The sequence below is a fragment of the Exiguobacterium sp. SRB7LM genome, from assembly GCF_015712685.1.
GTDB classification, from domain to species: domain Bacteria; phylum Bacillota; class Bacilli; order Exiguobacteriales; family Exiguobacteriaceae; genus Exiguobacterium; species Exiguobacterium profundum.
In genome coordinates, this window is sequence record NZ_VWVR01000006.1 from 794,999 (window position 1) to 819,317 (window position 24,319).

At 47.3% G+C, this 24,319-nt stretch carries 24 protein-coding genes and 2 riboswitches; of the genes, 7 read left to right on the top strand and 17 right to left on the bottom strand.

What is annotated here, in order from left to right; translation table 11 throughout:
• Positions 1 to 11 precede the first annotated feature (11 nt).
• The 5 genes from F3H97_RS15120 to F3H97_RS04890 all read right to left on the bottom strand — a co-directional run bounded on the left by F3H97_RS15120 (position 12) and on the right by F3H97_RS04890 (position 5,429).
• Entirely contained in the window at positions 12 to 917 is a 906-nt protein-coding gene (locus tag F3H97_RS15120; protein WP_196430744.1) for a methyl-accepting chemotaxis protein, read from the bottom strand.
• Between the two features lie 158 nt (positions 918 to 1,075).
• Positions 1,076 to 2,377: a hypothetical protein gene (locus F3H97_RS04875; RefSeq protein WP_196430745.1), complete on the bottom strand. Its 1,302-nt coding sequence runs from the start codon at positions 2,375 to 2,377 to the stop codon at positions 1,076 to 1,078.
• On the bottom strand, positions 2,374 to 3,651 hold the full coding sequence (locus F3H97_RS04880; protein WP_196430746.1) for a hypothetical protein: 1,278 nt from the start codon (positions 3,649 to 3,651) through the stop codon (positions 2,374 to 2,376). Before F3H97_RS04880 ends, F3H97_RS04875 begins: the two co-directional genes overlap by 4 nt.
• Positions 3,648 to 4,946: a hypothetical protein gene (locus F3H97_RS04885; protein WP_196430747.1), complete on the bottom strand. Its 1,299-nt coding sequence runs from the start codon at positions 4,944 to 4,946 to the stop codon at positions 3,648 to 3,650. Before F3H97_RS04885 ends, F3H97_RS04880 begins: the two co-directional genes overlap by 4 nt.
• Before the next feature lie 99 nt (positions 4,947 to 5,045).
• Complete coding sequence (locus tag F3H97_RS04890; RefSeq protein WP_196430748.1) at positions 5,046 to 5,429, bottom strand: DUF302 domain-containing protein; 384 nt, start codon at positions 5,427 to 5,429, stop codon at positions 5,046 to 5,048.
• 161 nt (positions 5,430 to 5,590) lie between these two features.
• Here F3H97_RS04890 and F3H97_RS04895 point away from each other — a divergent pair, with 161 nt between their 5' ends.
• Positions 5,591 to 5,986, top strand: a complete 396-nt coding sequence (locus tag F3H97_RS04895) for a Spx/MgsR family RNA polymerase-binding regulatory protein (RefSeq protein WP_012726343.1) — start codon at positions 5,591 to 5,593, stop codon at positions 5,984 to 5,986.
• Positions 5,987 to 6,015: 29 nt separating this feature from the next.
• Here the strand turns inward: F3H97_RS04895 and F3H97_RS04900 are convergent, their stop codons facing one another.
• The 5 genes from F3H97_RS04900 to F3H97_RS04920 form a co-directional block, all read right to left on the bottom strand.
• On the bottom strand, positions 6,016 to 6,678 hold the full coding sequence (locus F3H97_RS04900; protein WP_196430749.1) for a methionine ABC transporter permease: 663 nt from the start codon (positions 6,676 to 6,678) through the stop codon (positions 6,016 to 6,018).
• Positions 6,650 to 7,684, bottom strand: a complete 1,035-nt coding sequence (locus tag F3H97_RS04905) for a methionine ABC transporter ATP-binding protein (RefSeq protein ID WP_196430750.1) — start codon at positions 7,682 to 7,684, stop codon at positions 6,650 to 6,652. The genes F3H97_RS04900 and F3H97_RS04905 overlap by 29 nt, the downstream gene beginning before the upstream one ends.
• Positions 7,685 to 7,695: 11 nt before the next feature.
• On the bottom strand, positions 7,696 to 8,517 hold the full coding sequence (locus F3H97_RS04910) for a MetQ/NlpA family ABC transporter substrate-binding protein (RefSeq protein WP_196430751.1): 822 nt from the start codon (positions 8,515 to 8,517) through the stop codon (positions 7,696 to 7,698).
• Positions 8,518 to 8,590: 73 nt separating this feature from the next.
• Positions 8,591 to 8,695, bottom strand: a riboswitch (SAM riboswitch).
• Positions 8,696 to 8,736: 41 nt separating this feature from the next.
• Positions 8,737 to 9,753, bottom strand: coding sequence for an iron-containing alcohol dehydrogenase (locus tag F3H97_RS04915; RefSeq protein WP_196430752.1), 1,017 nt, complete (start codon positions 9,751 to 9,753; stop codon positions 8,737 to 8,739).
• Positions 9,750 to 10,925: an aminotransferase class I/II-fold pyridoxal phosphate-dependent enzyme gene (locus tag F3H97_RS04920; protein ID WP_196430753.1), complete on the bottom strand. Its 1,176-nt coding sequence runs from the start codon at positions 10,923 to 10,925 to the stop codon at positions 9,750 to 9,752. The genes F3H97_RS04915 and F3H97_RS04920 overlap by 4 nt, the downstream gene beginning before the upstream one ends.
• 78 nt (positions 10,926 to 11,003) lie before the next feature.
• Positions 11,004 to 11,103, bottom strand: a riboswitch (SAM riboswitch).
• Positions 11,104 to 11,261: 158 nt separating this feature from the next.
• On the opposite strand from F3H97_RS04920, the gene F3H97_RS04925 reads away from it, so the two are divergent.
• The 3 genes from F3H97_RS04925 (at position 11,262) to F3H97_RS04935 (ending at position 15,512) form a co-directional block, all read left to right on the top strand.
• Positions 11,262 to 12,362 carry an AI-2E family transporter gene (locus F3H97_RS04925; RefSeq protein ID WP_159562338.1) on the top strand — a complete coding sequence of 367 codons (1,101 nt, stop codon included), beginning with the start codon at positions 11,262 to 11,264 and terminating at the stop codon, positions 12,360 to 12,362.
• A 268-nt stretch (positions 12,363 to 12,630) separates the two neighbouring features.
• Positions 12,631 to 13,875 carry an MDR family MFS transporter gene (locus F3H97_RS04930; RefSeq protein WP_031423648.1) on the top strand — a complete coding sequence of 415 codons (1,245 nt, stop codon included), beginning with the start codon at positions 12,631 to 12,633 and terminating at the stop codon, positions 13,873 to 13,875.
• Between the two features lie 143 nt (positions 13,876 to 14,018).
• Complete coding sequence (locus tag F3H97_RS04935) at positions 14,019 to 15,512, top strand: peptide MFS transporter (RefSeq protein ID WP_159562339.1); 1,494 nt, start codon at positions 14,019 to 14,021, stop codon at positions 15,510 to 15,512.
• A gap of 42 nt (positions 15,513 to 15,554) precedes the next feature.
• Here F3H97_RS04935 and F3H97_RS04940 read toward each other — a convergent pair whose 3' ends face one another.
• Complete coding sequence (locus tag F3H97_RS04940; RefSeq protein WP_047795294.1) at positions 15,555 to 16,850, bottom strand: glutamine synthetase family protein; 1,296 nt, start codon at positions 16,848 to 16,850, stop codon at positions 15,555 to 15,557.
• Between the two features lie 189 nt (positions 16,851 to 17,039).
• Here F3H97_RS04940 and F3H97_RS04945 point away from each other — a divergent pair, with 189 nt between their 5' ends.
• Entirely contained in the window at positions 17,040 to 18,077 is a 1,038-nt protein-coding gene (locus F3H97_RS04945; RefSeq protein WP_196430754.1) for an SDR family oxidoreductase, read from the top strand.
• A gap of 29 nt (positions 18,078 to 18,106) precedes the next feature.
• Here the strand turns inward: F3H97_RS04945 and F3H97_RS04950 are convergent, their stop codons facing one another.
• Both F3H97_RS04950 and F3H97_RS04955 read right to left on the bottom strand, forming a co-directional pair.
• Complete coding sequence (locus tag F3H97_RS04950) at positions 18,107 to 18,427, bottom strand: YflT domain-containing protein (RefSeq protein WP_031423645.1); 321 nt, start codon at positions 18,425 to 18,427, stop codon at positions 18,107 to 18,109.
• A gap of 79 nt (positions 18,428 to 18,506) precedes the next feature.
• On the bottom strand, positions 18,507 to 18,731 hold the full coding sequence (locus tag F3H97_RS04955) for a hypothetical protein (protein ID WP_196430755.1): 225 nt from the start codon (positions 18,729 to 18,731) through the stop codon (positions 18,507 to 18,509).
• 96 nt (positions 18,732 to 18,827) lie between these two features.
• Here F3H97_RS04955 and F3H97_RS04960 point away from each other — a divergent pair, with 96 nt between their 5' ends.
• Both F3H97_RS04960 and F3H97_RS04965 read left to right on the top strand, forming a co-directional pair.
• Complete coding sequence (locus F3H97_RS04960) at positions 18,828 to 19,886, top strand: GTP pyrophosphokinase (RefSeq protein ID WP_224861169.1); 1,059 nt, start codon at positions 18,828 to 18,830, stop codon at positions 19,884 to 19,886.
• A gap of 88 nt (positions 19,887 to 19,974) precedes the next feature.
• Entirely contained in the window at positions 19,975 to 20,412 is a 438-nt protein-coding gene (locus tag F3H97_RS04965; RefSeq protein ID WP_012726357.1) for a MarR family winged helix-turn-helix transcriptional regulator, read from the top strand.
• Between the two features lie 88 nt (positions 20,413 to 20,500).
• On the opposite strand, the gene F3H97_RS04970 is transcribed toward F3H97_RS04965, so the two are convergent.
• The 4 genes from F3H97_RS04970 to F3H97_RS04985 form a co-directional block, all read right to left on the bottom strand.
• Positions 20,501 to 21,145 (bottom strand): class F sortase, encoded by a 645-nt coding sequence (locus tag F3H97_RS04970; protein WP_230872811.1) that lies wholly within the window; start codon positions 21,143 to 21,145, stop codon positions 20,501 to 20,503.
• On the bottom strand, positions 21,090 to 21,887 hold the full coding sequence (locus tag F3H97_RS04975) for a DUF4397 domain-containing protein (protein WP_012726359.1): 798 nt from the start codon (positions 21,885 to 21,887) through the stop codon (positions 21,090 to 21,092). Before F3H97_RS04975 ends, F3H97_RS04970 begins: the two co-directional genes overlap by 56 nt.
• A 249-nt stretch (positions 21,888 to 22,136) precedes the next feature.
• Positions 22,137 to 22,844 (bottom strand): glycerophosphodiester phosphodiesterase, encoded by a 708-nt coding sequence (locus F3H97_RS04980; protein WP_196430756.1) that lies wholly within the window; start codon positions 22,842 to 22,844, stop codon positions 22,137 to 22,139.
• A complete protein-coding gene (locus F3H97_RS04985; RefSeq protein WP_196430757.1) occupies positions 22,841 to 24,313 on the bottom strand; it encodes a carboxypeptidase M32 in 1,473 nt (490 codons plus the stop codon). The genes F3H97_RS04980 and F3H97_RS04985 overlap by 4 nt, the downstream gene beginning before the upstream one ends.
• Positions 24,314 to 24,319 lie beyond the last annotated feature (6 nt).

Here is a 24,319-nt window from a genome sequence, read left to right on the forward strand (position 1 = left end):
GGTCAATCGGTTCACAGGTTGGATGTAAATGTGTCGGCCGTATCATGTAACTCGGCTGCCGCCTGCTCAAACGTATGGAATCGCTCCATCGTCTGTTCCATCGTTTTTGCACTTAACTGAATCTCTTGATTGGACGCAGTGACACCTTCTACAATTTTCCGAAGCTCGACGTTCATCCCTTCCGTGTTCGAGTTGACGTCGATGACCGCACGTTCAACCATACGGGAGAGGTTGCGGACCTCAGTCGCAACCACATTAAATCCAAGCCCGTGTTCACCTGCTCGTGCCGCTTCGATGGCAGCATTCAGGGACAACAGATTCGTTTGTGCCGCAATTTCTTTAATCGACGAGGCAATTTTCGCGATGTCATCGGCTTGACGACGCAAGTTCTGAAGGGCATGGAGGTTGTCCGCGGCATCTTTTGCAAGCTTTTCAATCGTTTCATTCAATACTTTCGTGTCTTGCATGCCTGTCTTCGCCCGTTCGTCGAGCACATCGGTCATCGATTTAAAGCGATACGCATAATCCTCAATCACTTGTTGCCGTGCGGTGATGTCCGATGCGATTTTGACGACACCGATGACATCATCTCCTTCAAAAATCGGCATATACGTCGCCTCGAGCCAAATGGTTTCCCCTTTTGCATTCTCACGCTCCACTTTATCCGAGAAACTGAAACCATTCCATAATTTCTCCCAAAATGCCGAATACTCTGGACTATTGACAAAGGAAGAAGAGCAGAACAAGTGATGCTGCATGCCAATCATCTCCTCGCGTCTATATTTCATTGCTTTCGCAAACGTATCGTTCACATCGACGACCCGGCGTTGACGATCGAATCGAATCATCGCCATATTCGTTTCAATGGATTGAAAAACGTCTGCAGATTGAATTCCTTTTTGGTTCAAAGTACTCATTATAGATAGCAACCTTTCTTATTCTTAGGATGTTCGTACTAAATCGTGAATTTCAGTGTAACGTATCCCATAACATTCCATTACTCTCTTTTTATACAGAAGGTCAATATCTTAGACTTGAAGTATTTACCAAATAAAAAGACGCCGAGGGGCGCCTTTCACTCATCTAAATCAGGGAAATAGGAGAAGAACGTTTCCGCTCCCGCACTGCTCAGTTTGAACGTTTGGTTTCGTGTTTCGTCCGTCACATAGACATCTACTTTTTTAGACCGTTTCTTGAAGCTTAACTGAAACTCTTGCCCTTTCCATCCATCTATGATGGTGAGAAGGGGATAGTCCCCCACTTCTCCAGCTCGATCCACCGGTTCTGCCTCCTTAAATGCGTTCATCAAATCAGACATGTCAGTGCCAGCCGCACGCAATGTATCCGGATAATTCAATGTGGCCTCCACATCTAAAGGGTTTTTATGGAGAAAGAAAAACGGACCTCGCGGCACGGAAGGATTTGCAATGAGTCCTGCTTCAGTGGATTCTTTAATGGACTCATTCGTGGCAAACTCGCCCTTCGTGTACGTCAAGCTGACTTCTTCTTTCACACGCTTTCCATTTTTCATGTATGAGAAGATGTAAAGAGGTGTCTTAACGCCCGGCTCTAATGTATCCGTCTGGAGGACCCGTTCGACTTGTAATCCTTCGAACTGGATGGGGACATGTGCGCCGTCTTTCTCATCCCATACAAGGAAAGGTTGAATAGATGTCGTACCGTTCGTGGTTTCGAAGTAAAAGTGAGCGGCTTCCAATTTGTCATTATATCCGAGTGCAATCGTTGCGGTTCCCATTTGCGCATTATATGGTTCAATGGTCGAGATGGGAAAGATTCCTTCCCGTTCACCTACTGTTAACGCAATCGCGCCATTCAAAGGAGAGGTCAAATGAACCATCGTGTCTTCGAACAGGTTGATGGGCATCCCCAGGTACTCGGATGGGTCACTCTGTTCTGCGACTTCTTCTTCCTCTTTCGTACCCGTTTTCATCTTCGGGACGCTCGGGACTTTGATACCCGCTGATAAATCGAGGAAGTCCGGTAGTTCATCAATCTTCCCTAATATCATGTTGGAATAGTCTCCATCATAGCAAATGGTGTAGTTTTCTTTCCCTTTCAAAAATGTCACTAATTTATATGAGTTCGGATCATAATCTGATATCATGACTTTCCGATTCAGCGCATATGAATTGAAAACCGTTACATCCCCCTCGATCTGAGTGAGCGGTTCACCCGTACAAGCGCCGAGAATTGCAGTCGACCACGTCTCCGACTCGGCATCCATCTGATTCGAATACAAATCGCCCACGTTCCATTGCTCAGGCATATAGTCCAACTTTACGACATCCATCTGTTCTCCAGCACAACCCGACAAAATCCCGACTGTGCTTAACATCAATAGCATTCGTTTCATCATGACTTTTTCACCTCCGGAAATATATCCAAGAACCGTTCCGCTCCTTTGCTTGATAATTTAAATGTTTGATTGCGGAGCGGGTCCGTCAGATAAACATCGATTTTTTGAGATCGTTCCTTGAAACTTAACTGAAATTCTTGACCACCCCAACCATCGACGATCGAAAGACGCGAATAGTCAGTCACATCTCCAGCACGTTTGACAGGTGTTGCGTCATCAATCGCATTCATCAGATCTGATATGTCGTCCTCTTCAGCCCGTAGCACAAACGGATACTGAAAATCTGTTGCGCCATTTAGTGGTTTTTTATGTACGAATACGAATGGACCACTTAGGGCGGGAGAGTTTGATTCGATTACTTCTTGGATGGAATCCTTCGACGCAAATTGCCCTCTCATGTAAGTGAGACGGACATCCTCATTCACACGTTTCCCATTTTGAATAAATGAGAACTTATAGAGTGGTGTCTCTATTCCTGGTTCGAGAGTGTCTGCCGATAACACCCGTTCAACTTGAAGGTCTTCTAATTGAATCGGCTCATGTCCATATCCCTCTCTCCAGACGACTAATGGTAATATAGAAGTCGACCCGTCTGTTCTCTCATAGAAAAAATAGGCCTCTCTCGATTTTTCGTCATATCCGAGAGCGATTGACACTTCTCCCATCTGGGCATTATACGGATCTAAATGGTTGAGCGGGAAGAGGCCTTGACGATCTCCAATTGTAAAATCAATCTTACCATGAAGAGCCGGAGTCACATGGAGCATCGTCTCTTCAAGGAGTCGGATCGGCTTGTCAAAGAAATGGCCGTGGTCTTTCTGCTCCAAACTTTTCAACTCTTCCTCTGTTCCAATACGGATAGTAGGCGATTTTACGATGTCGACTCCCTTTTCTGTGTTCACAAAGGAAGGGAATGCATCAATCTTACCCGCTCTCATCTGATCAGAAGTATTATCATAGCAAACAGTATAATTTTCTTTTCCTTTTAGGTACATTACAAACTTACTGGAGTGAGGAACATCTATTGCTTTACGGTGTAGTTCAAATGAGTTGAAGATTGTAACTTCCTCTTTAATTTCCTCAATTAACTCACCAGTACATGCGTCGAGTAAATCACTCGCCCACGTCTCCGACTTGGCATCCATCCGGCCAGAATTCATCTCTTTCACATTCCAATGCTCCGATATGTAATCTAGCTTTACGACATCCATTTTCTCATCGCCGCAACCTGTCAATAAACCTACACAACAAATGAATATAAGAATTCGCTTCATAATGTTTCCCTTAGGCGCGGAAATATGTCTAAGAACGATTCCGCTCCTTCGCTCGATAATTTAAATGTTTGATCGCGGAGCGGGTCCGTTAAATAGATATCAATTTTTTTCGAACGTTTTTGATAGCTGATTTCGAACACTTGCCCTTTCCAACCGTCTGTTAAAGTCATATATCGATATTCTGAATCTTCTCCGTGGCGGTCAACAGGGTCTGCCTCATTGATGATGTCGAACAATTCTTTCGCTTCCTCTTTCGTGGCCTCACTATACTCTGCGAATTCCATCGCCCCTCCATCGTATGGTTTGCGATGGACGATGACCCTTGGCCCGGCTTCTTCAACAGGCAACCAATCCTCAAACATCGGATCCGGTTCTTCTCCTTCTTTTAAAAACAAGCCAGGAGCGAATCGAATCGTCATCGTTTCGGTCACACGTTTCCCGTTTTTCAGATACGAGAAAGTATAGAACGGAGTTTCCTCTTCTTCGTTCAGTTCTCGGGCTGTCGCGACAGTCTTGATCTCTAACTCGGAAAAGACGGTATTCTCTTTTGACTCCGGGTCCTCTAACTCATCAAACTCGATCGGTTGAGGCATGAAAAATTGACCGTCAAACGAGTAAAGAATATATGGACGAAACGTCTTTTTATCATATCCGATGGCAATCTGTTGATTCGGCATCTCAAATCCTCGCGGCTCGAACTGTGCAATCGGATAACGGATCACCTTGCCACCGAGTTTCATTTCAAGTTCGCCGTAGAGCGCCGGTTCGATTTCCAGTAACGTATGCGGGAACGGGGTGATGGAATTCCCGTCAAAATCCAATTCTTCTGCTTCCACCAACTTGTCTTGTAACGCAGAAGATGTCTCATGAATACGAGGGAGTCGTGGAAGTCGAATTCCGTCACTTGTATTCACAAAGTCTGGAAACGAGTCAATCGCTTCCGCCATCAATTGATTGGTGTAACTTTCACGACATACGACATACCGTTCGTCACCTTCTAAGTACGTCACGACTTTCATCGTATATGAGGTCATGGCTGAAACAGGTTCTGTTCTCCCTGCAATCGCCGTTTGGTATACCGTGATGTCACCCTTTAATTCGGTTGCACGCTCCCCCTCGCATGCAGCCAATACTTCTTTTGACTCATGAACTTTAATCATCTCTCCTTCTTTTGAATAGCTTTCCACGTTCCATTGATCCTCTATGTAATCCAGTTGAATGACTTCTATATCAGATGTCCCACATGCGCTTAAAAATGAAGCGCTCAGTAACATCATGATTCCTCTTTTGTACAAAATATCCCCTCCTGTTATCGTACTATCCAATTTTACCATTATCTAACTATCTTATACGAAAAAAATCCGCTCACGTTTCATGAGCGGATGGCAGAACAATCATTTACTTTGGTCAATCGCACGTTGTAGTCTTTCCTCCACGTCAGCTGCGACGGCTTGTAACGATTCGTCATCGATGAGTCGAATCAATTCGGTCGGTTTTGGCATGCCGATATGTGTGTGATTGTCTTTTTCGAATACCGCGATTTTACATGGAAGGAAGTAACCTCCTTCTAAATGTTGTGACAGCACTTCTTTCGCCGCCTTCGGGTTACATACTTCTAGGATACGATACTTCCCATCAATTGCTTGACCCTTTTTCTCTAACGTTTCACTTAAATCAAAATCCCATAGCACGCCAAACGATTCTTCTTTCAACGTTTCACCTAGACGGTCGATCACGTCCTCGACGGTACGGTCAGATTGTACGGTATAGTCAAACATCTTCATTCCTCCTTATGTGGTTACTCATGAAATCTGTACCCGAACGAAGTCATGCTCAATCAAAAAGAAACTGTATGTGATTTGAAACATAATCACGCACTCGAACGTATAAAAGGAGATAATAGTTAGAATCAAACTGATGTAAAGGAGAAGTGGTTGTCGTGACGGTCACGGTATTCACGCATACGAGCTGCAGTTCTTCCAGAAAAACGATTGATTGGTTGCGGGAACAAAAGATTCCCTTCATCGAAAAGAAATTGACAGACCAAGGTTTATCCTTCGGAGAATTCAAAGAGATGTTGAGCCTGACGGAAAATGGGACGACGGACTTGTTGTCGGTCCAAAAGAGTGTCTATAAACAAGCGGCAGAGAAACTAGATGAGATGTCGATTCGTGAGCTATATAGCTTCGTCGCCTCGAATCCTCAAATCCTGAAAAGTCCGATCGTCTTCGACCATCATCGCATCCAGGTCGGTTTCAGTGAAAAAGAGATTCGGACGTTCATCCCGAGACATGACCGCATCGCTGAACTAAAACGTCTGCTCCATAACGCATAAATCGTGTCGCTTTCGCGACACGATTCTTTTTATGCCTTTTTCAATTTTGCCGCCAGTCGATTCCCGAAGGATTGGATGGATTGAACGAGGAGGATGAGGACGAAAATGGTCACGTACATGACTTCCGGTTCGAAACGAAGGTGTCCGTATTGATAGGCGATGTCTCCAAGCCCACCTGCCCCGACGAGTCCCGCCATCGCCGTCGCTCCAATCAACCCGATCGTCGCAATCGTCAATCCGAGAACGATAGAAGAACGTGCTTCGCGGATTAACACATACCAGATGATTTTTCTCGTCGAGATGCCCATCGCTTCATACGCCTCGATGACCCCGCGGTCGACTTCGAGTAGTGCCGACTCCATGAGTCGAGCGATATACGGAGCAGTGAAGACGATCAAGGGGAGCAATACGCCCTGCACGCCAATCGTCGTTCCCATGATGAACCGTGTGAACGGCAAGATGAAGAACAACAGAATGATGAACGGGATGGAACGGATGACGTTGATGACGCTCGACAAGCCACCATAGACGAATCGGTTTGCGAGTCTTCCGTTCGGTCTCGTCAAGACGAGCAACGTCCCGAGCGGCAATCCGATCAATGTCGAAATCAATAGCGCAATGCTCGTCATCGTCAACGTTTGAACCGCTCCTGTCCAGATTAAGTCACCCCAGTCTGTCCAAAACTGTTGCATGGTTTGACACCTCCCTCACATGTACGCCGCTCGTCTTCAAATAACGGACGGCGAGTTCCGTTTGATCATGATCTCCATCGAGATGAACGAGCAAGTTTCCGACAAGACCCGCCTTTAACTTTTTAATCCCGCCTCCAATGATGTTCGGTAGAATGCCGAACCGCTTGGTCAGTTGGGCCAGGACTGCCTGTTCCGTCTGACTGCCGATGAACGACAAGTGGACGAGCGTTCCCCGAGTCTGGAGTTCCGATACGACTTCTTCTGGCACGTCAAGATTTGTCTTTAGGAACTTCTGGGTCGTTTCGTGTGACGGATTGGAGAAGACGTCTAGTACGTGTCCTTGTTCAACGATTTGGCCACGATCGATGACGGCGACTCGATCACAGATTCGTTCGATGACTTCCATCTCATGCGTAATCAAGAAAATCGTCAATCCAAGCTCACGATTGATTTCGAGCAGTAACTCTAAAATCGACTCAGTCGTCTCAGGGTCGAGTGCACTCGTCGCCTCATCACTGAGGAGAATATCAGGCTCATGGGCGAGTGCTCGCGCAATGGCGACACGTTGCTTTTGTCCACCTGACAATTGTTCAGGATAATGGTTCCGATGTTCGCTCAGCCCGACGATTTCGAGATAGCGGTCGACCCGTTCACGGATGATCTGCTTCCCGAGACCTTCGAGACGAAGCGGGATGGCGACGTTCTCTTCGACGGTCGCAGTCTTCAGCAAGTTGTAGTGCTGAAAGATCATACCGATTCGCTGGCGTAACGTCGACAACCCTTTTTTCTTAAGAAGTGTAATATCTTGTCCTTCAATCTCGACTACGCCTGATGTCGGACGCTCCAAAAGATTGATCATCCGGATGAGCGTACTCTTACCGGCACCACTTCGCCCGATGATCCCGAAGATTTCCCCTCTCTCAATCGTGAGGGAGACATCATCGAGTGCCGTGATCGTGTCTCCGTTGACCTTGAACTCCTTGGTGATTTGTTTCAGTTCAATCATAAGACCCCTCCTTAGAATGCCGGCACGACCGAACCATTGAATTCTTCTTCGATGAAGGCACGTACTTCATCTGAATGATAGTAAGACTTCAGTGTCTTCACGACTTCATCTTCTTTATTGGCCGAACGGACGACGACGTAGTTCGGATATGGGTTGTCGACCGTATCTTCATGGAAGAGGGCATCTTCATTGATGGAGAGACCCGCTCCCATCGCGAAGTTCGTGTTGATGGCTGCGAGTGCCACTTCCGGGAGTTGCGTAGGCAGTTGGGATGCTTCAAGTTCAATGAATTCAAGGTTGAGCGGATTCTCAGCAATGTCGCGCTTCGTCGCTTTATCCGTCAATCCTTCTTTTAACGTAATGAGTCCGGCCGTTTCGTATAATCGTAGCGCACGGAGCTCGTTCGCCGGGTCATTCGGGACGGCTACTTTATCGCCTTCCTTTAAGTCCTTGATATCCGTCAACTTCTCTGAATAGAGCCCCATCGGGAAAGCGACCGTCTTGAAGACGTCGTCAATCTTATATCCCTTGTCCGATTTTTGCAGTTCGAGGAACGAGAGCGTCTGATAGCTGTTCACGTCGAGACTTCCTTCGTCGAGAGCGGTGTTCGGGGTGTTGTAATCGTTGAATACTTTGATATCGATTTCGAGCCCATCTTCTTTTGCGAGCTCCTGTACTTTCTCGGCGATTTGCTCGTGTGGTCCACCAGTCACGCCGATCGTTAGCTCTTTCGTGCTTAGCGTCTCGCTCGCCTCGGATTGTCCGCACGCTGAGAGTGCGATGGCCGCAAGGATAGATGTACCTGCCAAAATGGTTTTTTGTTTAATGTTCATGAATGATTCCTCCTCCAAATGAAAAGCCCGCTACTCAAAAAGAGCGGCGGGCACGACACGTGAAAGTCGGACACGCTCATCTCCCAGACGTCTCGTCTGTTGGAATTAGCACCATGATCATTTCTGATCTGGTTGCCGGGTTTCATCGGGCCAGTCCCTCCACCACTCTTGATAAGCAATCGGTTCTATTATTTTGTTATTATATTACTGATAAAAGAATTATTTGTAAACTATTTCTTGAAGATTTCTCAAAATTTCTTTTAATTGCTCGGTATCTTCTACCTTGTGAATGCCTTGAATCGTCATTTCTTCGACGACATAATCGACCAACTCATCGATTTGGTCAAAGCGAATCCCAAGTTGTTCAAGTGACGTCGGAGCGGCGATCGCTTTTAGCCAATTCTCGAGGAATGAGGCGTCTTCGGATGAAGCCAATCGTTCTTGAACGATCAGCCCGAAGCCTACCTTGTCCCCGTGCAACCAATGATGCGTCGAATCAAAACGACTGAGTGCGTTATGCACCGCATGGGCGACGGCGACTCGGGTGCCGGCGTCACCGAATCCACCAACGGCACCACCGATGGCGAGGACATGATCGACGATGGATCGGATGTCCGTGCCATAATGGCGGAAATCATCTTCACGAATGGACAAATCCATCAACGCTCCGCACTGTGCAGCAAGTGAGAGCCCCGACTGAATCCCTGCGTCCCTTGATGTTGTTCCGCTAATATATCGAGCCTCGAACCACTTTGCGACCGTATCAATCACACCGGCTCTGAAATAGTCATAAGGTGAGTCGCGTAACAGTCGTTCATCCGCGATGACGCGCTCGATGACGACGGGGAACGTATCGTACCGTAAATATGTACCGTCTTCTCCATAGATCACGCTGAGCGGGGTGAAGGCGGCACAGTTTGACACAAGTGTCGGAACGACGATGAGCGGGACAGACTGGGTGAATGCAATCCGCTTCGCCGTATCAATCAATTTACCGCCACCGACGGCAATCCAGACGTCAGGTCGATGCGCTTTTAGTCGTTCGACTTCTTCGTCTGAACATTCCCCCTTGAATCGTACGCTCGGAATTTCTGCTAGACGAGGGGACACGCGAATCGCTTCATCGTATCCGTTAATTCCTTTCAAAACGAGTGCCTCCCGATTCCCAATCAGTGAGTAAAGTTGATCGAGCGCATCGTTCGAATGGTCGTATTCCAGCACCGCTTGTCGAATCATTGATGGATCTCCTCGTAGGCTGCAAACAGTCTTTCAATCCGTTCTACCGCTTCATCAATCTTCTGTTCAGATGATACAAGGCCAAACCGGATGTGGTGCTCCCCCTCCGTTCCAAAGAAGTAGCCCGGTGTGACAGCGACGCCCGCCTCATGTAGTAACTTCGTCGAGAATGATTTTGCATCGCCTTCAGGTACTCTCGCCCATACAAAGAAAGAACCTTTCGGTGCCTCAATCTCCCACCCTGCCCGGCGTAACCCGTCAATCAATCGGTTTCGTCTTGTTTCGTAAAGTGAGGCTAGATTGTCACGTAAGTCACGCGGCGATTCTAACGCCACGATGGCCGCCTCTTGAATGGCAGAGAACACGGATACGTGGACATGATCTTGGTACGTATTGATCGCCTCGATGATATCTGCGTTCCCGACTGCGAACGCGACACGCCATCCCGACATGTTGAACGCCTTCGACATCGTATATACCTCAATCCCAATTTCTTTCGCCCCTTCGGCTTGGAGAAAACTTGGCGGGACATGCCCATCAAAGCCAATACTTCCATAGGCGAAGTCATGTACGACCATCAGATTATGGTTTGTGGCGAATTCAACCGTCTCCTCAAAGAAGGCTGGCGTCGCGACAGCGCCGGTCGGATTGCTCGGGTAGTTCAAATACATGAGTCGAGCATGAAGCGGATCGAGCGTGGTGTAATCCGGGAGGTAGCCGTGTTCCTCCTTTAACGTCAAATCGATGATGTCCGCTCCGGCGAGGCGCGCGCCCGAGATATAATCGGGATAGCCAGGGTTCGGGAGCAAGATGCCTTCACCTGGTTCGAGAAGGCATTGCGGAAGTGTAATTAAACCCGATTTGCTGCCAATCAAAATCGCCACTTCTTTTGCTGGGTCAAGGTCGACTCCGTATTCACGTTGATAAAATGCGGCCACAGCTTCTTTTAGTCGAGCCTGTCCCCGGAATGGTCCGTATTGATGAGTCGTCGGGTCGGTCAATGCTCGTTCCAGTGCCTCACAGATTGGAGCTGGTGTCGGTAAGTCGGGTGTGCCTTGTCCGAGTCGGATGACGGTCTTGCCACTCGCCTCGACTGCCGCGACTTCTTCTGCTAATCCGACAAAGTGTTGTGTTGGTAACGATTTTAATAACTTGGAACGTCTGTCTGCCATGATGGGTCCTCCTCATACGAAAAAACACCCCTTTCTGAGGAAAGGGGTGCTCGATACAGACGTATGTAGTCAACCACCTTTCCATCTCTCAAGGTCACCTTGCTGGAATTAGCACAGTATTTTGCAATCTGTTGCTGAAGCTTCATCGGGCCAGTCCCTCCGCTTCTCTTGATAGAAAGTGTCATTCGTTATGTAATTTTTGTATGTCCCTAAGTTAACCAGACATTCCCAACGGTGTCAAACATTTTTTTCAAGATGAACATCTATTGAATCCTTTTCAAAAAACATTCATAGTAAAAGAGTAGAAAAATTATATTTGTATGAGGGGATAGAGCATTGGAGCTTAATCGTCAACTTATTTGGAAACTGAGTGTAATCGGACTGATTTTACTCGTCTTATGGCGTGTCATCAGTGAACCAGATACCATCTCACGTGTCTTACAATACACGTTTCAGTTACTGACCCCCATCATCATGGGGATTGCCATCGCCTTGTTACTCAATACCGTACTCTCTTACATTGAAGAACGGTTCCATTTGAAACGGTATCAAGGATTACTCATCGTCTATATCACGTTCATCGGCCTCTTGGCGATTTCGGTCGTTACGTTGTTCCCGCGGATTTACTCAAGTCTCGCATCGTTGATTGAAGAACTACCGGTCTACATTCGACAAATTGATGCATTTCTTGGAGAAGTGAACAATTATTTGAAAGATTATAACGCGACCATCGCCAAAGCAATTGATTTTGCTCAATTCGAAGCACGATACTCGGGTTGGGTCGAGACGGCTGTACTTTCATCCGTCAGTTACGTCTCCAGCTTCACGATGACCCTGATTAACTTCTTGATCGGAATTGTGATCTCCATCTATCTCTTAAAGGACAAAGAAGTCTTTGCCCGTATGTTCAAGCGTCTTCTCTATGCGCTTTTACCTGTCGGCACTGCAAAGACGACAATCGACATTTTTCAAGAGATGGATTATATCTTCAAACGATATATTATCGGAAAGTCACTCGACTGTCTGATCATTGGAGTGCTAGCAGTCATTGGACTCTTGATCATTGGGGCCCCATATGCCCTACTTCTCGGAGTCATCGTCGGCGTCTTAAACTTCATCCCCTACGTCGGACCGCTACTCGGGATGATCCCAGCGTTTATCATCACCTATTTCTATGATCCGTTCACCGCCGTATTGGTACTCTTGTTCATATTCTTGTTACAACAGTTTGACGGATTGTGGCTCGGACCGAAGATTCTCGGAGATAGTGTCGGCATCACACCATTTTGGGTCATCACATCGATTATCATCGGAGGAAGCCTGTTCGGCCTCATCGGGATGTTCGTGAGCGTGCCGATCACGGCCATGATTCAAGTCGTCTTGTCTCGTCTCATCGATTATCGACTGAACCGAAAAAATCTAAACGAATTACTTTGATTCACCTCATAAATTTGTTGACACATTGAGGAAATGTGTCATACAGTTGAGGAGAAGAACACAATTAACAGAAAGGAGAGGTTCCCATGTCAGTAGTATCTTCGAAACCATTCACTCAAGTTCATACTGATTGGCAGGCACCTCTTCGATTGATTCATATCTAAGACGCCTGCCTATCGAGGCATGCATAAACAACGTGGGACGTCGTATGCCTTCATGCATATGACGTCCCTTTTGTGTCTAAAATTAAATAAAGCAGGTGACCTGTATGTTTCAATCACTCAAGCGGCTCGACCGCAACATTTGGATTCGTTTTTTAGGGGAAACGATTACGGGAATTATGATGTTCATGATTGCCCCATTCCTTGTTCTCTACTATAGTGACCAGTTAGATAGCTACCTTCAAGTCGGAATCATCATGGCGACTGGCCCAATCATGGCGCTCCTCGGTTCGATGATCGGAGGACGTCTAGCAGACCTGTATGGTCGAAAACCAATCATGATGATCGCAATCATTGGGGACGCACTTGCCCTCATCGGATTTGCGTTCGCCGACTCGTTCTGGCCGCTTCTTTTATTGAACGCGATGCTCGGACTGACGAACTCGCTCTTCCACCCTGCCGCAAGCGCGATGGTCGCCGATGTCACGGAGCCAGAGCATATGAACGAAGCGTTCGGACTTTTACGGATGGGACATAACATCGGCGCTGCATTCGGTCCACTTCTTGGTAGTGCGGTGCTGTTCATCGACCGCGAGCTCATCTTCTTTGCGGCGGCATTCGTCTTTGGACTATATGCGATTGCGCTCGGCACGTTCATACATGAGTCGTTGCCCGAGTTTACGGAAGATGAGACTCCAAGCAACCGGGAAGTGTTGCGCGTCTTTTATAACGATCGCGTGTTTCTCGTCTTCATCTTTGCGGGTATATTCATATCAATGGGATTCTCCGTCGTCGAGAGCATGCTACCACTCTTTTTAAAAGAATCGCTCCCGACGTATACCGCACAACAGAACCCATTCCCGTATCTGTTAGCACTGAATGGAATCATGGTAGTTCTTTTCCAGTTCCCGATTGCTTCAAAACTCGGGAACAAGCCGTTCGGTAAGGTCATGTTAGCAGGAGCGACCGTATTTGGTATCGGTATGATCTTGCTTGCGATTGTGCCTAGAGCCTTGTTCGCACTCGATACCCCTTACGTGCCACTCGTCGGGATCTTACTCGCCGTATATGCGTTTTATACGTTAGGTGAGATGATCATGTCCCCTGTTCAGCAGACATTCATCGCCTTGATCGCACCGGAGAATATGCGTGGTGCCTATAACGGTGCAGCGAGTATCCAATGGCTGATCGGCGGTGTCACGGCACCAATCATCGCAAGTGTCTTTTTTGACAATCGTGCCGGACACATCGCTTTGATCCTCATCGGTGGAGCGAGTTGTTTATCAGGCATCATCTATTGGCAGCTCGGACGTCATGTCCAAGCGACGGAAGCAAAGCAAAAGACGGCTTAACCGCTCATTGACCACACTCTCTGATTTCGGAAGTGTGGTCTTTTCATTCTTTTCATCTTTATTAAAATTTGAAATTATCATTCAATTCACTTTACAATCATAATAATCCTTTTTATGATAAAACGGTTAAGGAGGGATCTTTCATGGAAAGGATCGATAAACAGACAATCGTGGACAGTGTTCCACAAAAAGGCTTCTTCGGACAACCGAAAGGGTTGTTCACTTTATTCTTCACTGAGTTTTGGGAACGTTTTTCGTACTATGGCATGCGGGCCATCCTCGTATTCTATATGTACTATGAAGTCTCTGAGGGAGGACTCGGTCTAGACCGAAACGTCGCACTCTCAATCATGTCCGTCTATGGCGCGCTCGTTTATATGTCTGGGGTCATTGGGGGATGGCTTGCAGACCGGATTTTCGGGACGTCTCGCGCGGTATTCTACGGTGGTGTGTTCATCATGCTCGGCCACATCGTCCTCTCGATTCCAGGTAGTGTCGTCTTCTTGTTCATCTCGATGGCGTTGATCGTCATTGGTACCGGATTATTGAAACCAAACGTATCAAGTATCGTCGGAGACATGTACAGTGAGACGGATCGCCGTCGTGACGCTGGATTCAGTATCTTCTACATGGGTATCAACTTGGGTGCGTTCATTTCACCACTCATCGTCGGTCAAGTGCAAAAAGACTATGGATTCCACTGGGGCTTTGCGCTCGCGGCAATCGGGATGTTCGTTGGACTCGTCGTCTTCGTATTGACACGAAAAACGAACCTCGGCTTAGCTGGTTCGTATGTACCGAATCCGTTGACGCCTGATGAGAAAAAGAAAACGATAAAAATCGTCAGCATTGTCACCATCGGAATTGCCATTTTGCTTGCAATTTTGATTCCACTCGGATGGTTCACAATCAATACGTTCATCTCACTCGTCGGGGTGTTCGGTATCGCGATCCCGACGATTTACTTCATCATCATGTATCGCAGTCCGAAAACGACAGAGGTCGAGCGCTCGCGAATCATCGCCTACATTCCGCTCTTCATCGCCTCCGTCATGTTCTGGGCGATCCAAGAGCAGGGTGCAACGATTTTGGCGAGCTATGCTGATACACGGACTGACTTAGAGTTCTTTGGATTCACGTTGTCACCAGCATGGTTCCAATCACTGAACCCACTGTTCATCATCTTACTGGCACCGATCTTCGCTTGGTTATGGGTCCGACTTGGTGACCGCGAACCGAGCATTCCGACGAAGTTTGCTTTCGGGATCTTATTTGCCGGAATCAGTTTCTTGGTCATCCTGCTCCCAGCATACTTCAGTGGTCCGGATGCCCTCGTCAGCCCACTCTGGCTCGTCTTAAGTTATTTCATCGTCGTTCTGGGAGAACTAAGTTTGTCACCGGTCGGGTTGTCGGCTACGACTAAACTCGCACCAGCTGCCTTCTCCGCTCAAACGATGTCGCTCTGGTTCTTATCGAACGCTGCGGCGCAAGGGATCAACGCACAGCTGGTCAAGTTCTACACACCTGAGAACGAGATGCTCTACTTCGGCGTGATTGGTGGCGTCGCCATCATCTTAAGCTTGATTCTGTTCGCACTTGCACCGAAAATCAAAGTGTATATGCGTGGTATCCATTAATCATCAAAAAACGCCAGCCGATTCAATCGGCTGGCGTCATTTTTATTTTCGCACTTGAATGAGTGACAAGTAGCGATCGATCATATTGTGGTTAAAGTAGTCATGGAAGTTGTCTTGTTTCAGTGACTGAATCGATTCATGGAATGTCGCAGGCAGTGATGCGATGCCTTGGCTCTCGATTTGCTTCGCTGAATACTCGAACAAGTCGTCCTCGTTCGGAGAAGACGGAACGAGCTGTTGCTCGATTCCTTCAAGTCCGGCATAAATGAGCGCGGCAAGTGCCAAATATGGGTTCGCACTCGGATCAGGGTTTCGGACCTCTACACGAGTCGCACTTCCACGGGAAGCTGGAATTCGAATCATCGAACTGCGGTTCGATGGGCTCCAGCATATATTGACAGGTGCCTCGAATCCAGGAACGAGACGTTCGTATGATTCAGGTAGTGGATTCGTGAAGATTGCTGTGGCACGGGCATGCTTCAAGATTCCCTCGATGAAATGACGCGCCGTTTTCGACAATCCGTAATCCGCATCGACTTCGTCGAACGCGTTGGTCGTCGGATTTCCGGACTCATCATTCTTCCAGACAGAGATGTTCAAGTGCATTCCAGAACCGTTCACATCACGCAACGGTTTTGGCAAGAATGAGACGGATGCCCCTTTCTCCTTCGCCGCAATCTTGACGATTTCTTTAAAGAACTGAATGTTATCCGCTGTATGGAGTGCGTCATCGTACTTGATGCCAATCTCATGTTGCGCAGGAGCGACTTCATGGTGAACAGCCTCAATGTTGAACCCGACACCACTGAGACGGTTCGCGATGTGCTGTCGCACTTCATATCCTTTATCCTCTGAACGTGTCGAGAAGTATCCGGCCTCGTCATAAAATTCCCCGTTCTCGTCAAAGATGAAGAATTCCGGCTCTGCCCCGACGAATACCGAGTAGCCATCACGTGCTGCACGTTCGAGTGCATCCTTCAATACATTACGTGGGTCGTATTCATATCGCTCTCCCTCCGGAGTGCATACGTCACAGAAGAATGCCAAAATATTTTCCTCGCCGTCTTGCTCATACCGTGGACGATCTAAATCCGGTCTCAAGAATAAGTCTGAGTTTTTGATGGAAGAGAACCCGTTGATTGAAGAACCGTCAAACATCGTTTTTCCCTCAAAGACTTCAGGCAACAATTTTGCCGAAAGCGTCAAGAGTTTTAAATCACCGAGAACATCTGAGAAATATAGATGGATTTGGGTGATGTTTTTCTCTTGTACCGTTTTCTCAATATCTTGTTGCTTCTTTTTTGCGTCATCCTTGTCTGTTCCGAATAGATTTGCCATGATTCGTTAAAACCTCACTTCAATGGATTTGACAGGCAAGCTGTCTTTACGCACCGTTCGTACGCTTCTCTATAGTTCATAACCGAGTTCGATTTTTTCTAAACATGGAATTTCAGGAAAGGCAAAGTGGCTACATGCGACAAGAGTTGATATGATGGGTAAAGAATGTCACAGAGAGGGAGAACGCGATTGTATATTTTTATGACTGGTGGAACCGGATTTTTAGGAGGGCGACTCGCCAAAGAATTGATTCAACGGGGGCATCGCGTCTGTATGTTGGCGCGAACACCGGAGAAGGTACAGGCACAATTCACCGCTGAAGAACAAAAGTCGATTGATGTGTTATCAGGCGACTTGACGTCACATGCGCTCGGGGCCAATGAAGAGTTCATCGAGACACATAAAGGGAAAATTGATTTATTTCTACACATGGCTGCACTCGTCAAATTCGATGAAGAATTACGTGATGAATTGTTCGAGACCAATTTAACCGGAACGAAAGAGGCCCTTCGATTAACTAAGTTAATTGACTGCCATCGCTTTTTCCATGTGAGTACGGCTTACACGCTCGGCGCTAAAGAAGTTGGCGGGGAAACACTGTACGATGTGTCTCAGTCTTTTTTAAATCCTTATGAAGAGAGCAAGGCACACGCCGAGCAGGCGGTCTGGGAGTCACGGGATGAGCTTGACGTCTCAATCTTCCGACCGGCCATCATCGTCGGAGACTCGAAGACGGGAGAGGCCGACTCGAAGTTTACGATGTATGGATACATGCGCGCGCTCGAGCTATTCAAACGGAAACTGGAACGTCGTGGCCATGACTTCGAATCGATTCGATTGATCGGCTCTGCGACGGGCACTTCTAACCTTGTCCCTGTCGATTATGTAGCGGATGTACTACTCGCTGCCATCGAGCACGCGAAGGCGGGTACAATCTATAACGTGACGAACGACGCACCTCCAAAAAATGAAACAATGCTCGACTATATGAAAGAGTCCCTAGCATTCCCGCATTTAACGATCACGGAAACGCCCACATCGACACTAAGCTCAGTCGAACAGTCGTTCAATGATATGGTAAAAGTATTTAATCCGTATTTGAATCGGGACATTAGATTCCGTGACGACAACACGAAACAATTGCTTCAGGATGCCGGATTCGCTCCGCTCCGTCTCGATCATCAATCGTTACGTCGCATCGTGAATGCCTATTACAAAGCAAAATAAAAAATGGACCGATTTTTCCGGTCCATTTTTTATTTATCGCAAACAAGTACGATTTTACCGCCTTTGATTTCACGTTCGAGTGAATCTACCATCTCTTTTGTGAGTCCAAGACTCTCCATCTGTTCCATGCGATCTTCTGAATTGCTCGTGAATTTGGAAAGCAACGACTCGAACATTCCTTTCTCTGGGATTCGGTATGGTTGTACACCGGCCTCTGCTGCCAATCGAACGGTCAATTCTTCATCTTTGGCGAACAAGTAGATATGCTCGTTCACACATCCGCCTGACACCATCTCATTTACTTCATGGTCCACCGTGGTCATATCATTCACTACTCTTGTCTCTAACATGCCCCATCCTCCTAAACGTTCACAGTCATGTAATTCACTGTTTTTGTTATTCCCGAAAAATGAGGTGATAAACATACAATCAATCCCTTTCTTCGTTCGTGATCCATTCTTCGATGTCGAAATGATGCACGATTCCCTCGATTCGATCGTACTCCCCTTCTCTTTGAGTCCTACCCTCTAATCGAGCGGTCACTACGAACTGGGAATCGACAGTGCGGATACGAGATATGCGATATCCAGCTTGTTGTAATAATCCAGCGATAATTTCGACTTTCTCTCTCTCACCTGAACGGAATGTATGCATCCATCCCCCCTCTTTCTATTTCACTCCTTATACATGCTATCATATCGTTTCTGACATGTGATGCTATACTATGGATAGAGAAAAGGAGTGAGTTCTGTGCCAAAACAAGACTTAAATACAATCATGCTTGAATATTTGAATGAGAAAGAAGACTATGAAGCGTTTGCCACAAAGCTGAAAGCGCTCCTCAGTGAATTGTTGACAGAAGCCGGCATCCAGTTCCATTCAATCGTCGCCCGTGCCAAAGAAGCGGACAGTCTATATGCCAAACTCTCACGTAAGCCTTATCAATATCGTTCCTTACGTGACGTACAAGACTTGGCCGGGATACGGATCGTGACATACTTTCATGACGACGTACGCACCGTTGCGCAAATTTTAGAAGATGAATTCACCATCGACCGTGAACAGTCCATCGATAAGTCGACGTTGCTCGACTCCAATGAGTTCGGATATCTGTCTGTCCATTATGTCGTGGAATTAAGTGAGAAGCGACTTGCTCTCGGTGAATATCGCCGTTTTGCAGAAAAAGAGGCGGAAATTCAAGTCCGCTCGATCCTACAACACGCATGGGCCGAGATTGAACACGACCTCGGTTACAAAAATCCGAATGCCGTTCCTCCTGAAATCAAAAGAAGTTTCAGCCGGGTCGCTGGTCTATTGGAGATTGCCGACTCCGAGTTCGTGAACATTCGAAAACAGTTGCGAACATTCGAACAAGAAACGGTCGAACAGATTCTTGACTCTCCTGAAAAAGTGGCCATTACCCGAGATAATCTCAACTATTATATTGCGAATGATCAAACGGTCGAGAAACTAGACAACGCGATCTTCCAGAGCGAATGGCTACTCGAGACGGACCTCTCTGCCATCGTCGAGTTGACGAGAATGTTCCATTACGCCGATATCCGTACGTTCAAAGATTTGAATGACACACTTTCGACTTACTATACTCAAGCCGTCCAATGTGCAACCTTGTTGCCATCTTCTCTGTTACCGAGACAAGGCATGGGGGTCGTCTATGCCGTTCTCGCTAAATTGTTGGCGGAAGGCGACGATCCGCAGATTGAATTTTTCTTTAGACGGTTCTATCCGGACTTGAAACATTATGAAGACATCATTCAGCAAATTCGGGCAAAAGACGAGCCCCTATAACTTTACAGACAACATGTTTTTAATGTAGAATGTTTCTATGTTCTGAAGTATATATGAATAATATTATCGCTAGGAGGTAGTTTCGAGGATGACAACACCCGTACAGACCGCTTCACGTCGACAGCTCGTCGCAGACGCTGAACGTGGAATCCGGATGAACTATCGTGGAGTGAAAAAAAATCTCCGTTCGATGTTCTCACAGTATTTAACCCGCAATGAATTCTTCATTCTACGTTCTCTTTGTCAACAGAGTCCTCAAATCGCCTCTGCTCTGTCAAATGAGTTTCAATTTTCAGCTTCGATGATCACTGCGCTTGCCGATGAGTTGACGAAAAAAGGGTTGATCTCTCGCGAACGCAGCGAGCGTGACCGTCGTGTCGTTGAACTTCAGGCAACGGATGAAGGTCGTGAGTTGTTTGAGACGTTAGAGAGCATGAAGATTGAATATTTGATGGATGTCTTCACTGATTTTTCAGATGACGAACTCATTTTACTCTCAAAATTATTAGATCGTATGGATGCTTAATCCGAATATAGCCCTTCATCTTAACGGTGAAGGGCTATTTTTTGCGAAAAAAAAGAGATGCGACCCATCGGTCAGCATCTCTTCATCTTTACGTTTCAATCAGGTGGGCCGTGACCACGATCCGGTCCCGATACCCAAGATTCTCGTCATACGGTCCTGCACAAGTGATCAATTGAATCCGTTTTGACTGAGTCGCCGCAAAAATGGAAGCGAGCGGCACTTGGTCGAGGCGATACTGTTTCACACTGACCACTTCATACGTTGCGACTTGGTCTTTCCGTTGGAGCGTCACCAGTTCTCCGATCGGAAGTTGATCCAGATTCGCAAAGATAGCTGGACCATTCAGATCATCTAGATGACCCGATAGGACGACATTCCCCGTTGCGCCTGCTTTGGCTCCGTATTGATACCAACCGACTTGATTCACGTCAGACGGTGTGTCCATTCTTCCGGCCTCATCCTTCCCGACCGCTTCAATCGATGTATCAACATCGATTGAAGGAATGATCAGCCGGGCAGGGACGAAACTGTTCGAATGAAACGTTTGTCGATCTACCTGCTTCGAGGTCAAGACCTGCGGTTCGGCAAATTCAGCCGTTGGCATCACGAACGGTTTGTCAGGAGCTTCCGCTTGAGCGCTCCATACGAGAAATGTGATTGTTCCTAAGAAAATCAGTTTAAGCGTCTTGCTTCTGACGACGAAAGACGTAGAATCCAGCTGCTGCCGCTCCAACCACTGCTGCTGCGAGCAACCAGTTCATTGAAGCTGTTTGAGCAAGACCACCTTGTCCTGTTTCAGGAGCCATCGCCATTTCCCCACCATCAGCGGCGAGAAGGACTTCAAACGCTGGTTCTCCTTCAAGGAGTCCGATTGCGAATGCTGTATAGTTTTTGCCACCTTCGAGTGCGACACCGTCAAGTGCTTTGACGACGTCAGTCGCTCCAGCCGGGCGTACTTCAAGGTCATACGTTCCAGCATCGAGTGTGCCGTAATCACTTACTGCTTTGAACTCGAGGTTTGAGAAGAGTGGGTCGCCACCTTTAGGTGCGACATCAACCGCTGGTGCATCTGGTGCGAAGTGAGCGACACGAACTTTAGATTTACCATCTTCAAAGTTTGCATCGTCTTCCATTGCAGCGATTTCGATGTTTTCAAGTTGACCGATCGCAGCGGCTGTATAGAACTTGCCTGCCTCGATTGAGAGGTCTGCTGCGACGACGACTGTTTCAGCGTCACCTGCCGGCTTGATTTCAACGTTGTAATCCCCTGCAGGAAGTGTCAAGTAGTCTGTGAGGTCCTTGAATTCTGCTCCCTCGACCGCGACTTCCCCATCCACGTACACGTCAACTGCCGGTGCATCAGGTGAAGCATGTAGCACACGGACCATCGCATTTTCATGTCCATCCGCGCTAACCGGTAAGACGAAAGCGAAAGCCAGTGCTAGAGTACCCAGTAAAGACATCAACTTCTTCATGTGAAATTTCCTCCTTTTGATCTTTGGTAACCCACGACTTGCATACAACAAATGTGATGCAGTGCTACATGGTGTGCTACATCTGATTGCTATGTAGCTCGGTGACATCTTAAACTTAAGACAATCCGACAATGACGTAAAGGGGGCACTATGCCCTGAATGTGCTCCGATATGCTAACGGACGAAAGCGCTACCTTTACATAAAATGTAGTTCCCTTCCACCCAAATATAAAACCACTCAGTCTGCGACTAAGTGGTTTTATTTGCCCATTCGATATCATTGACAAAGACGGCATCGACTTGAAGCGCTAAACAACGCTCCAGTTGGAGTTGTGTTTTAATCGTATATGGTCTGATTGGAATCCCTTGATGTTGCAACGAGCGTACTTCTTCGTCTGTGATGCGATCGATGTGCGGATGGACCGAATCCGCTCCGACTAATCGAAGATATCCTGAAATGTCATAAAGCGGCTGTGCAAGCAGAATGGCCGCCTCGATATCCGGTCGCATCTGTTTCAATCGGTGAATGGTTTCGTGATTGAATGAGGAAAAGAGAATGCGGGACTCATGAATCCCGGCGGACTCGATCGTATCGATGATGCGAGATTCAATTCCTTCATATCGTAGGACATCCGTCTTCACCTCTAAGTTCAAAATGACCGATTCCTCATTCACAAGGTCGAACAGCTCCTCGAGCGTAGGGATGTGTTCTTCTAGACCATGACGTACTCCAGCATTAAACTGTCTGAGCTCATCATAGGTATAGAGTGAAACTTGTCCTCTTCCGTCAGTCGTCCGCTCGAGCGTCTCGTCATGGATGAGAACGAGGACACCGTCCTTTGTCATGTGAACATCCGTCTCGATTCCGTCTGCCCCGGCCTCGAGTGCGAGCTTGAATGCCGACATCGTATTCTCCGGCCGATGTGCCATCACGCCACGATGTGCAAATCGTTTCATTTGGCAACTGTCTGATATTTTTTGGTCAAATATCGAACGAGTGGTTGGACCGAAATGGCTTGACCTGTCACTTGTTGAATGAGTTCGTTCGGTGTGAGACGTTTTCCATATTGATGAACGTTCTCCTGTAGCCACGCTTTGATTGGTTCGATTTCGCCTTCTGCAATCAACGTCTCAAATTCCGGAAGGGCTGATTTCAACGTTTCCGTCAACTGGGCCGCATAAATTAACCCCAGGGCATAGCTCGGGAAGTATCCGAATGAACCGCCTGCCCAATGGACGTCTTGAAGGACTCCTTTAGCATTTGACGGAACATCGAGTCCGAGATATTCTTTATACTTTTCATTCCATGCTGCAGGAAGCTCATCGACGGACAACGTCCCTTGTATGAGTGCCTTCTCGAGCTCATAGCGGATGATGATGTGTAGACTGTATGTCAATTCGTCAGCCTCAATCCGAATAAGAGATGGTTTCGCTTCATTCACACCTCGATAGAAAGTGTCGAAGTCGATCGCAGCGTATGTCGGATGAAGCGATTGTAGTTTCGGATAGACGCGATGCAAGAACGCTTCGCTTCGTCCGATGAAGTTCTCAAAGAAGAGCGACTGGGACTCATGAATCCCCATCGACGCACCGCCGCCTAGTCCGAGTTCATCGAGCATCGGGTCGATTTGCTGCTCATACGTCGCGTGCCCCGCTTCATGCATCGTACCGAACAGTGCATTTCTGAAATCTGCTTCATCATACTTCGTCGTAATCCGGACGTCGCGGCGATTGATGGTGATTTCGAACGGATGCACTGTCGCATCCAATCGACCACGTGATAAGTCGTAAGCGACGACATTCATCCAGTCATGACAAATGGTTTCTTGAACATCCGCCGGCATCGACCAGTCCATAGAGAGTGATTCTTTTGGTAGCTGCTGAATAAGAGGAACGAGTTCGTCTCGGAGCGAGGCGAACAATTCGTCTAAGAGCTCGACCGTCATGCCCGGTTCGAAATCATAGAGCAATGCATCGTACGGATGTTTCTCATAACCGAAATATTCCGCAAATTTTTGCTGGAATCCGATAATCTTTTTAAGGTATGGCGCGAATGCGTCCCAATCATCCTGATCTTTCGCTTTTTCCCACGCCGTCTCAGCTTCTGAGACGAGCGTTACGTAAGCTTGATACTCATCATGCGGAATCTTGGCATTTCGATCGTATTGCGTCTTCGCGACTTCAAGTGAACGCGCTTCAACGTCAGATAGACTCTCTTCATCCGCCATCCGTTCCAGTAATGAAGCGAACGACTCGCTCGTCTGTCGTTTGAATGCCTCGGTCGACAAATAACCGATTGTCTCTGCTCGGAGCGGTGCCGACTGTTCCGGCATTTGTGTACGCATGTCCCAATATAAGAGAGAGATTGCTTCATCGAAGGCACGCAGTTGTTTAAAATGTTCACGCCATTCTTTTGTTACTTCCATCTGTCT

Excerpts from the sequence above, each read along its gene's own strand:
- F3H97_RS15120 (WP_196430744.1), bottom strand. The coding sequence starts at position 917 with ATGAGTACTTTGAACCAAAAAGGAATTCAATCTGCAGACGTTTTTCAA.
- F3H97_RS04875 (WP_196430745.1), bottom strand. The coding sequence starts at position 2,377 with ATGATGAAACGAATGCTATTGATGTTAAGCACAGTCGGGATTTTGTCG.
- F3H97_RS04880 (WP_196430746.1), bottom strand. The coding sequence starts at position 3,651 with ATGAAGCGAATTCTTATATTCATTTGTTGTGTAGGTTTATTGACAGGT.
- F3H97_RS04890 (WP_196430748.1), bottom strand. The coding sequence starts at position 5,429 with ATGTTTGACTATACCGTACAATCTGACCGTACCGTCGAGGACGTGATC.
- F3H97_RS04900 (WP_196430749.1), bottom strand. The coding sequence starts at position 6,678 with ATGCAACAGTTTTGGACAGACTGGGGTGACTTAATCTGGACAGGAGCG.
- F3H97_RS04905 (WP_196430750.1), bottom strand. The coding sequence starts at position 7,684 with ATGATTGAACTGAAACAAATCACCAAGGAGTTCAAGGTCAACGGAGAC.
- F3H97_RS04910 (WP_196430751.1), bottom strand. The coding sequence starts at position 8,517 with ATGAACATTAAACAAAAAACCATTTTGGCAGGTACATCTATCCTTGCG.
- F3H97_RS04915 (WP_196430752.1), bottom strand. The coding sequence starts at position 9,753 with ATGATTCGACAAGCGGTGCTGGAATACGACCATTCGAACGATGCGCTC.
- F3H97_RS04920 (WP_196430753.1), bottom strand. The coding sequence starts at position 10,925 with ATGGCAGACAGACGTTCCAAGTTATTAAAATCGTTACCAACACAACAC.
- F3H97_RS04930 (WP_031423648.1), top strand. The coding sequence starts at position 12,631 with ATGTTTCAATCACTCAAGCGGCTCGACCGCAACATTTGGATTCGTTTT.
- F3H97_RS04935 (WP_159562339.1), top strand. The coding sequence starts at position 14,019 with ATGGAAAGGATCGATAAACAGACAATCGTGGACAGTGTTCCACAAAAA.
- F3H97_RS04940 (WP_047795294.1), bottom strand. The coding sequence starts at position 16,850 with ATGGCAAATCTATTCGGAACAGACAAGGATGACGCAAAAAAGAAGCAA.
- F3H97_RS04950 (WP_031423645.1), bottom strand. The coding sequence starts at position 18,427 with ATGTTAGAGACAAGAGTAGTGAATGATATGACCACGGTGGACCATGAA.
- F3H97_RS04955 (WP_196430755.1), bottom strand. The coding sequence starts at position 18,731 with ATGCATACATTCCGTTCAGGTGAGAGAGAGAAAGTCGAAATTATCGCT.
- F3H97_RS04965 (WP_012726357.1), top strand. The coding sequence starts at position 19,975 with ATGACAACACCCGTACAGACCGCTTCACGTCGACAGCTCGTCGCAGAC.
- F3H97_RS04975 (WP_012726359.1), bottom strand. The coding sequence starts at position 21,887 with ATGAAGAAGTTGATGTCTTTACTGGGTACTCTAGCACTGGCTTTCGCT.
- F3H97_RS04980 (WP_196430756.1), bottom strand. The coding sequence starts at position 22,844 with ATGAAACGATTTGCACATCGTGGCGTGATGGCACATCGGCCGGAGAAT.
- F3H97_RS04985 (WP_196430757.1), bottom strand. The coding sequence starts at position 24,313 with ATGGAAGTAACAAAAGAATGGCGTGAACATTTTAAACAACTGCGTGCC.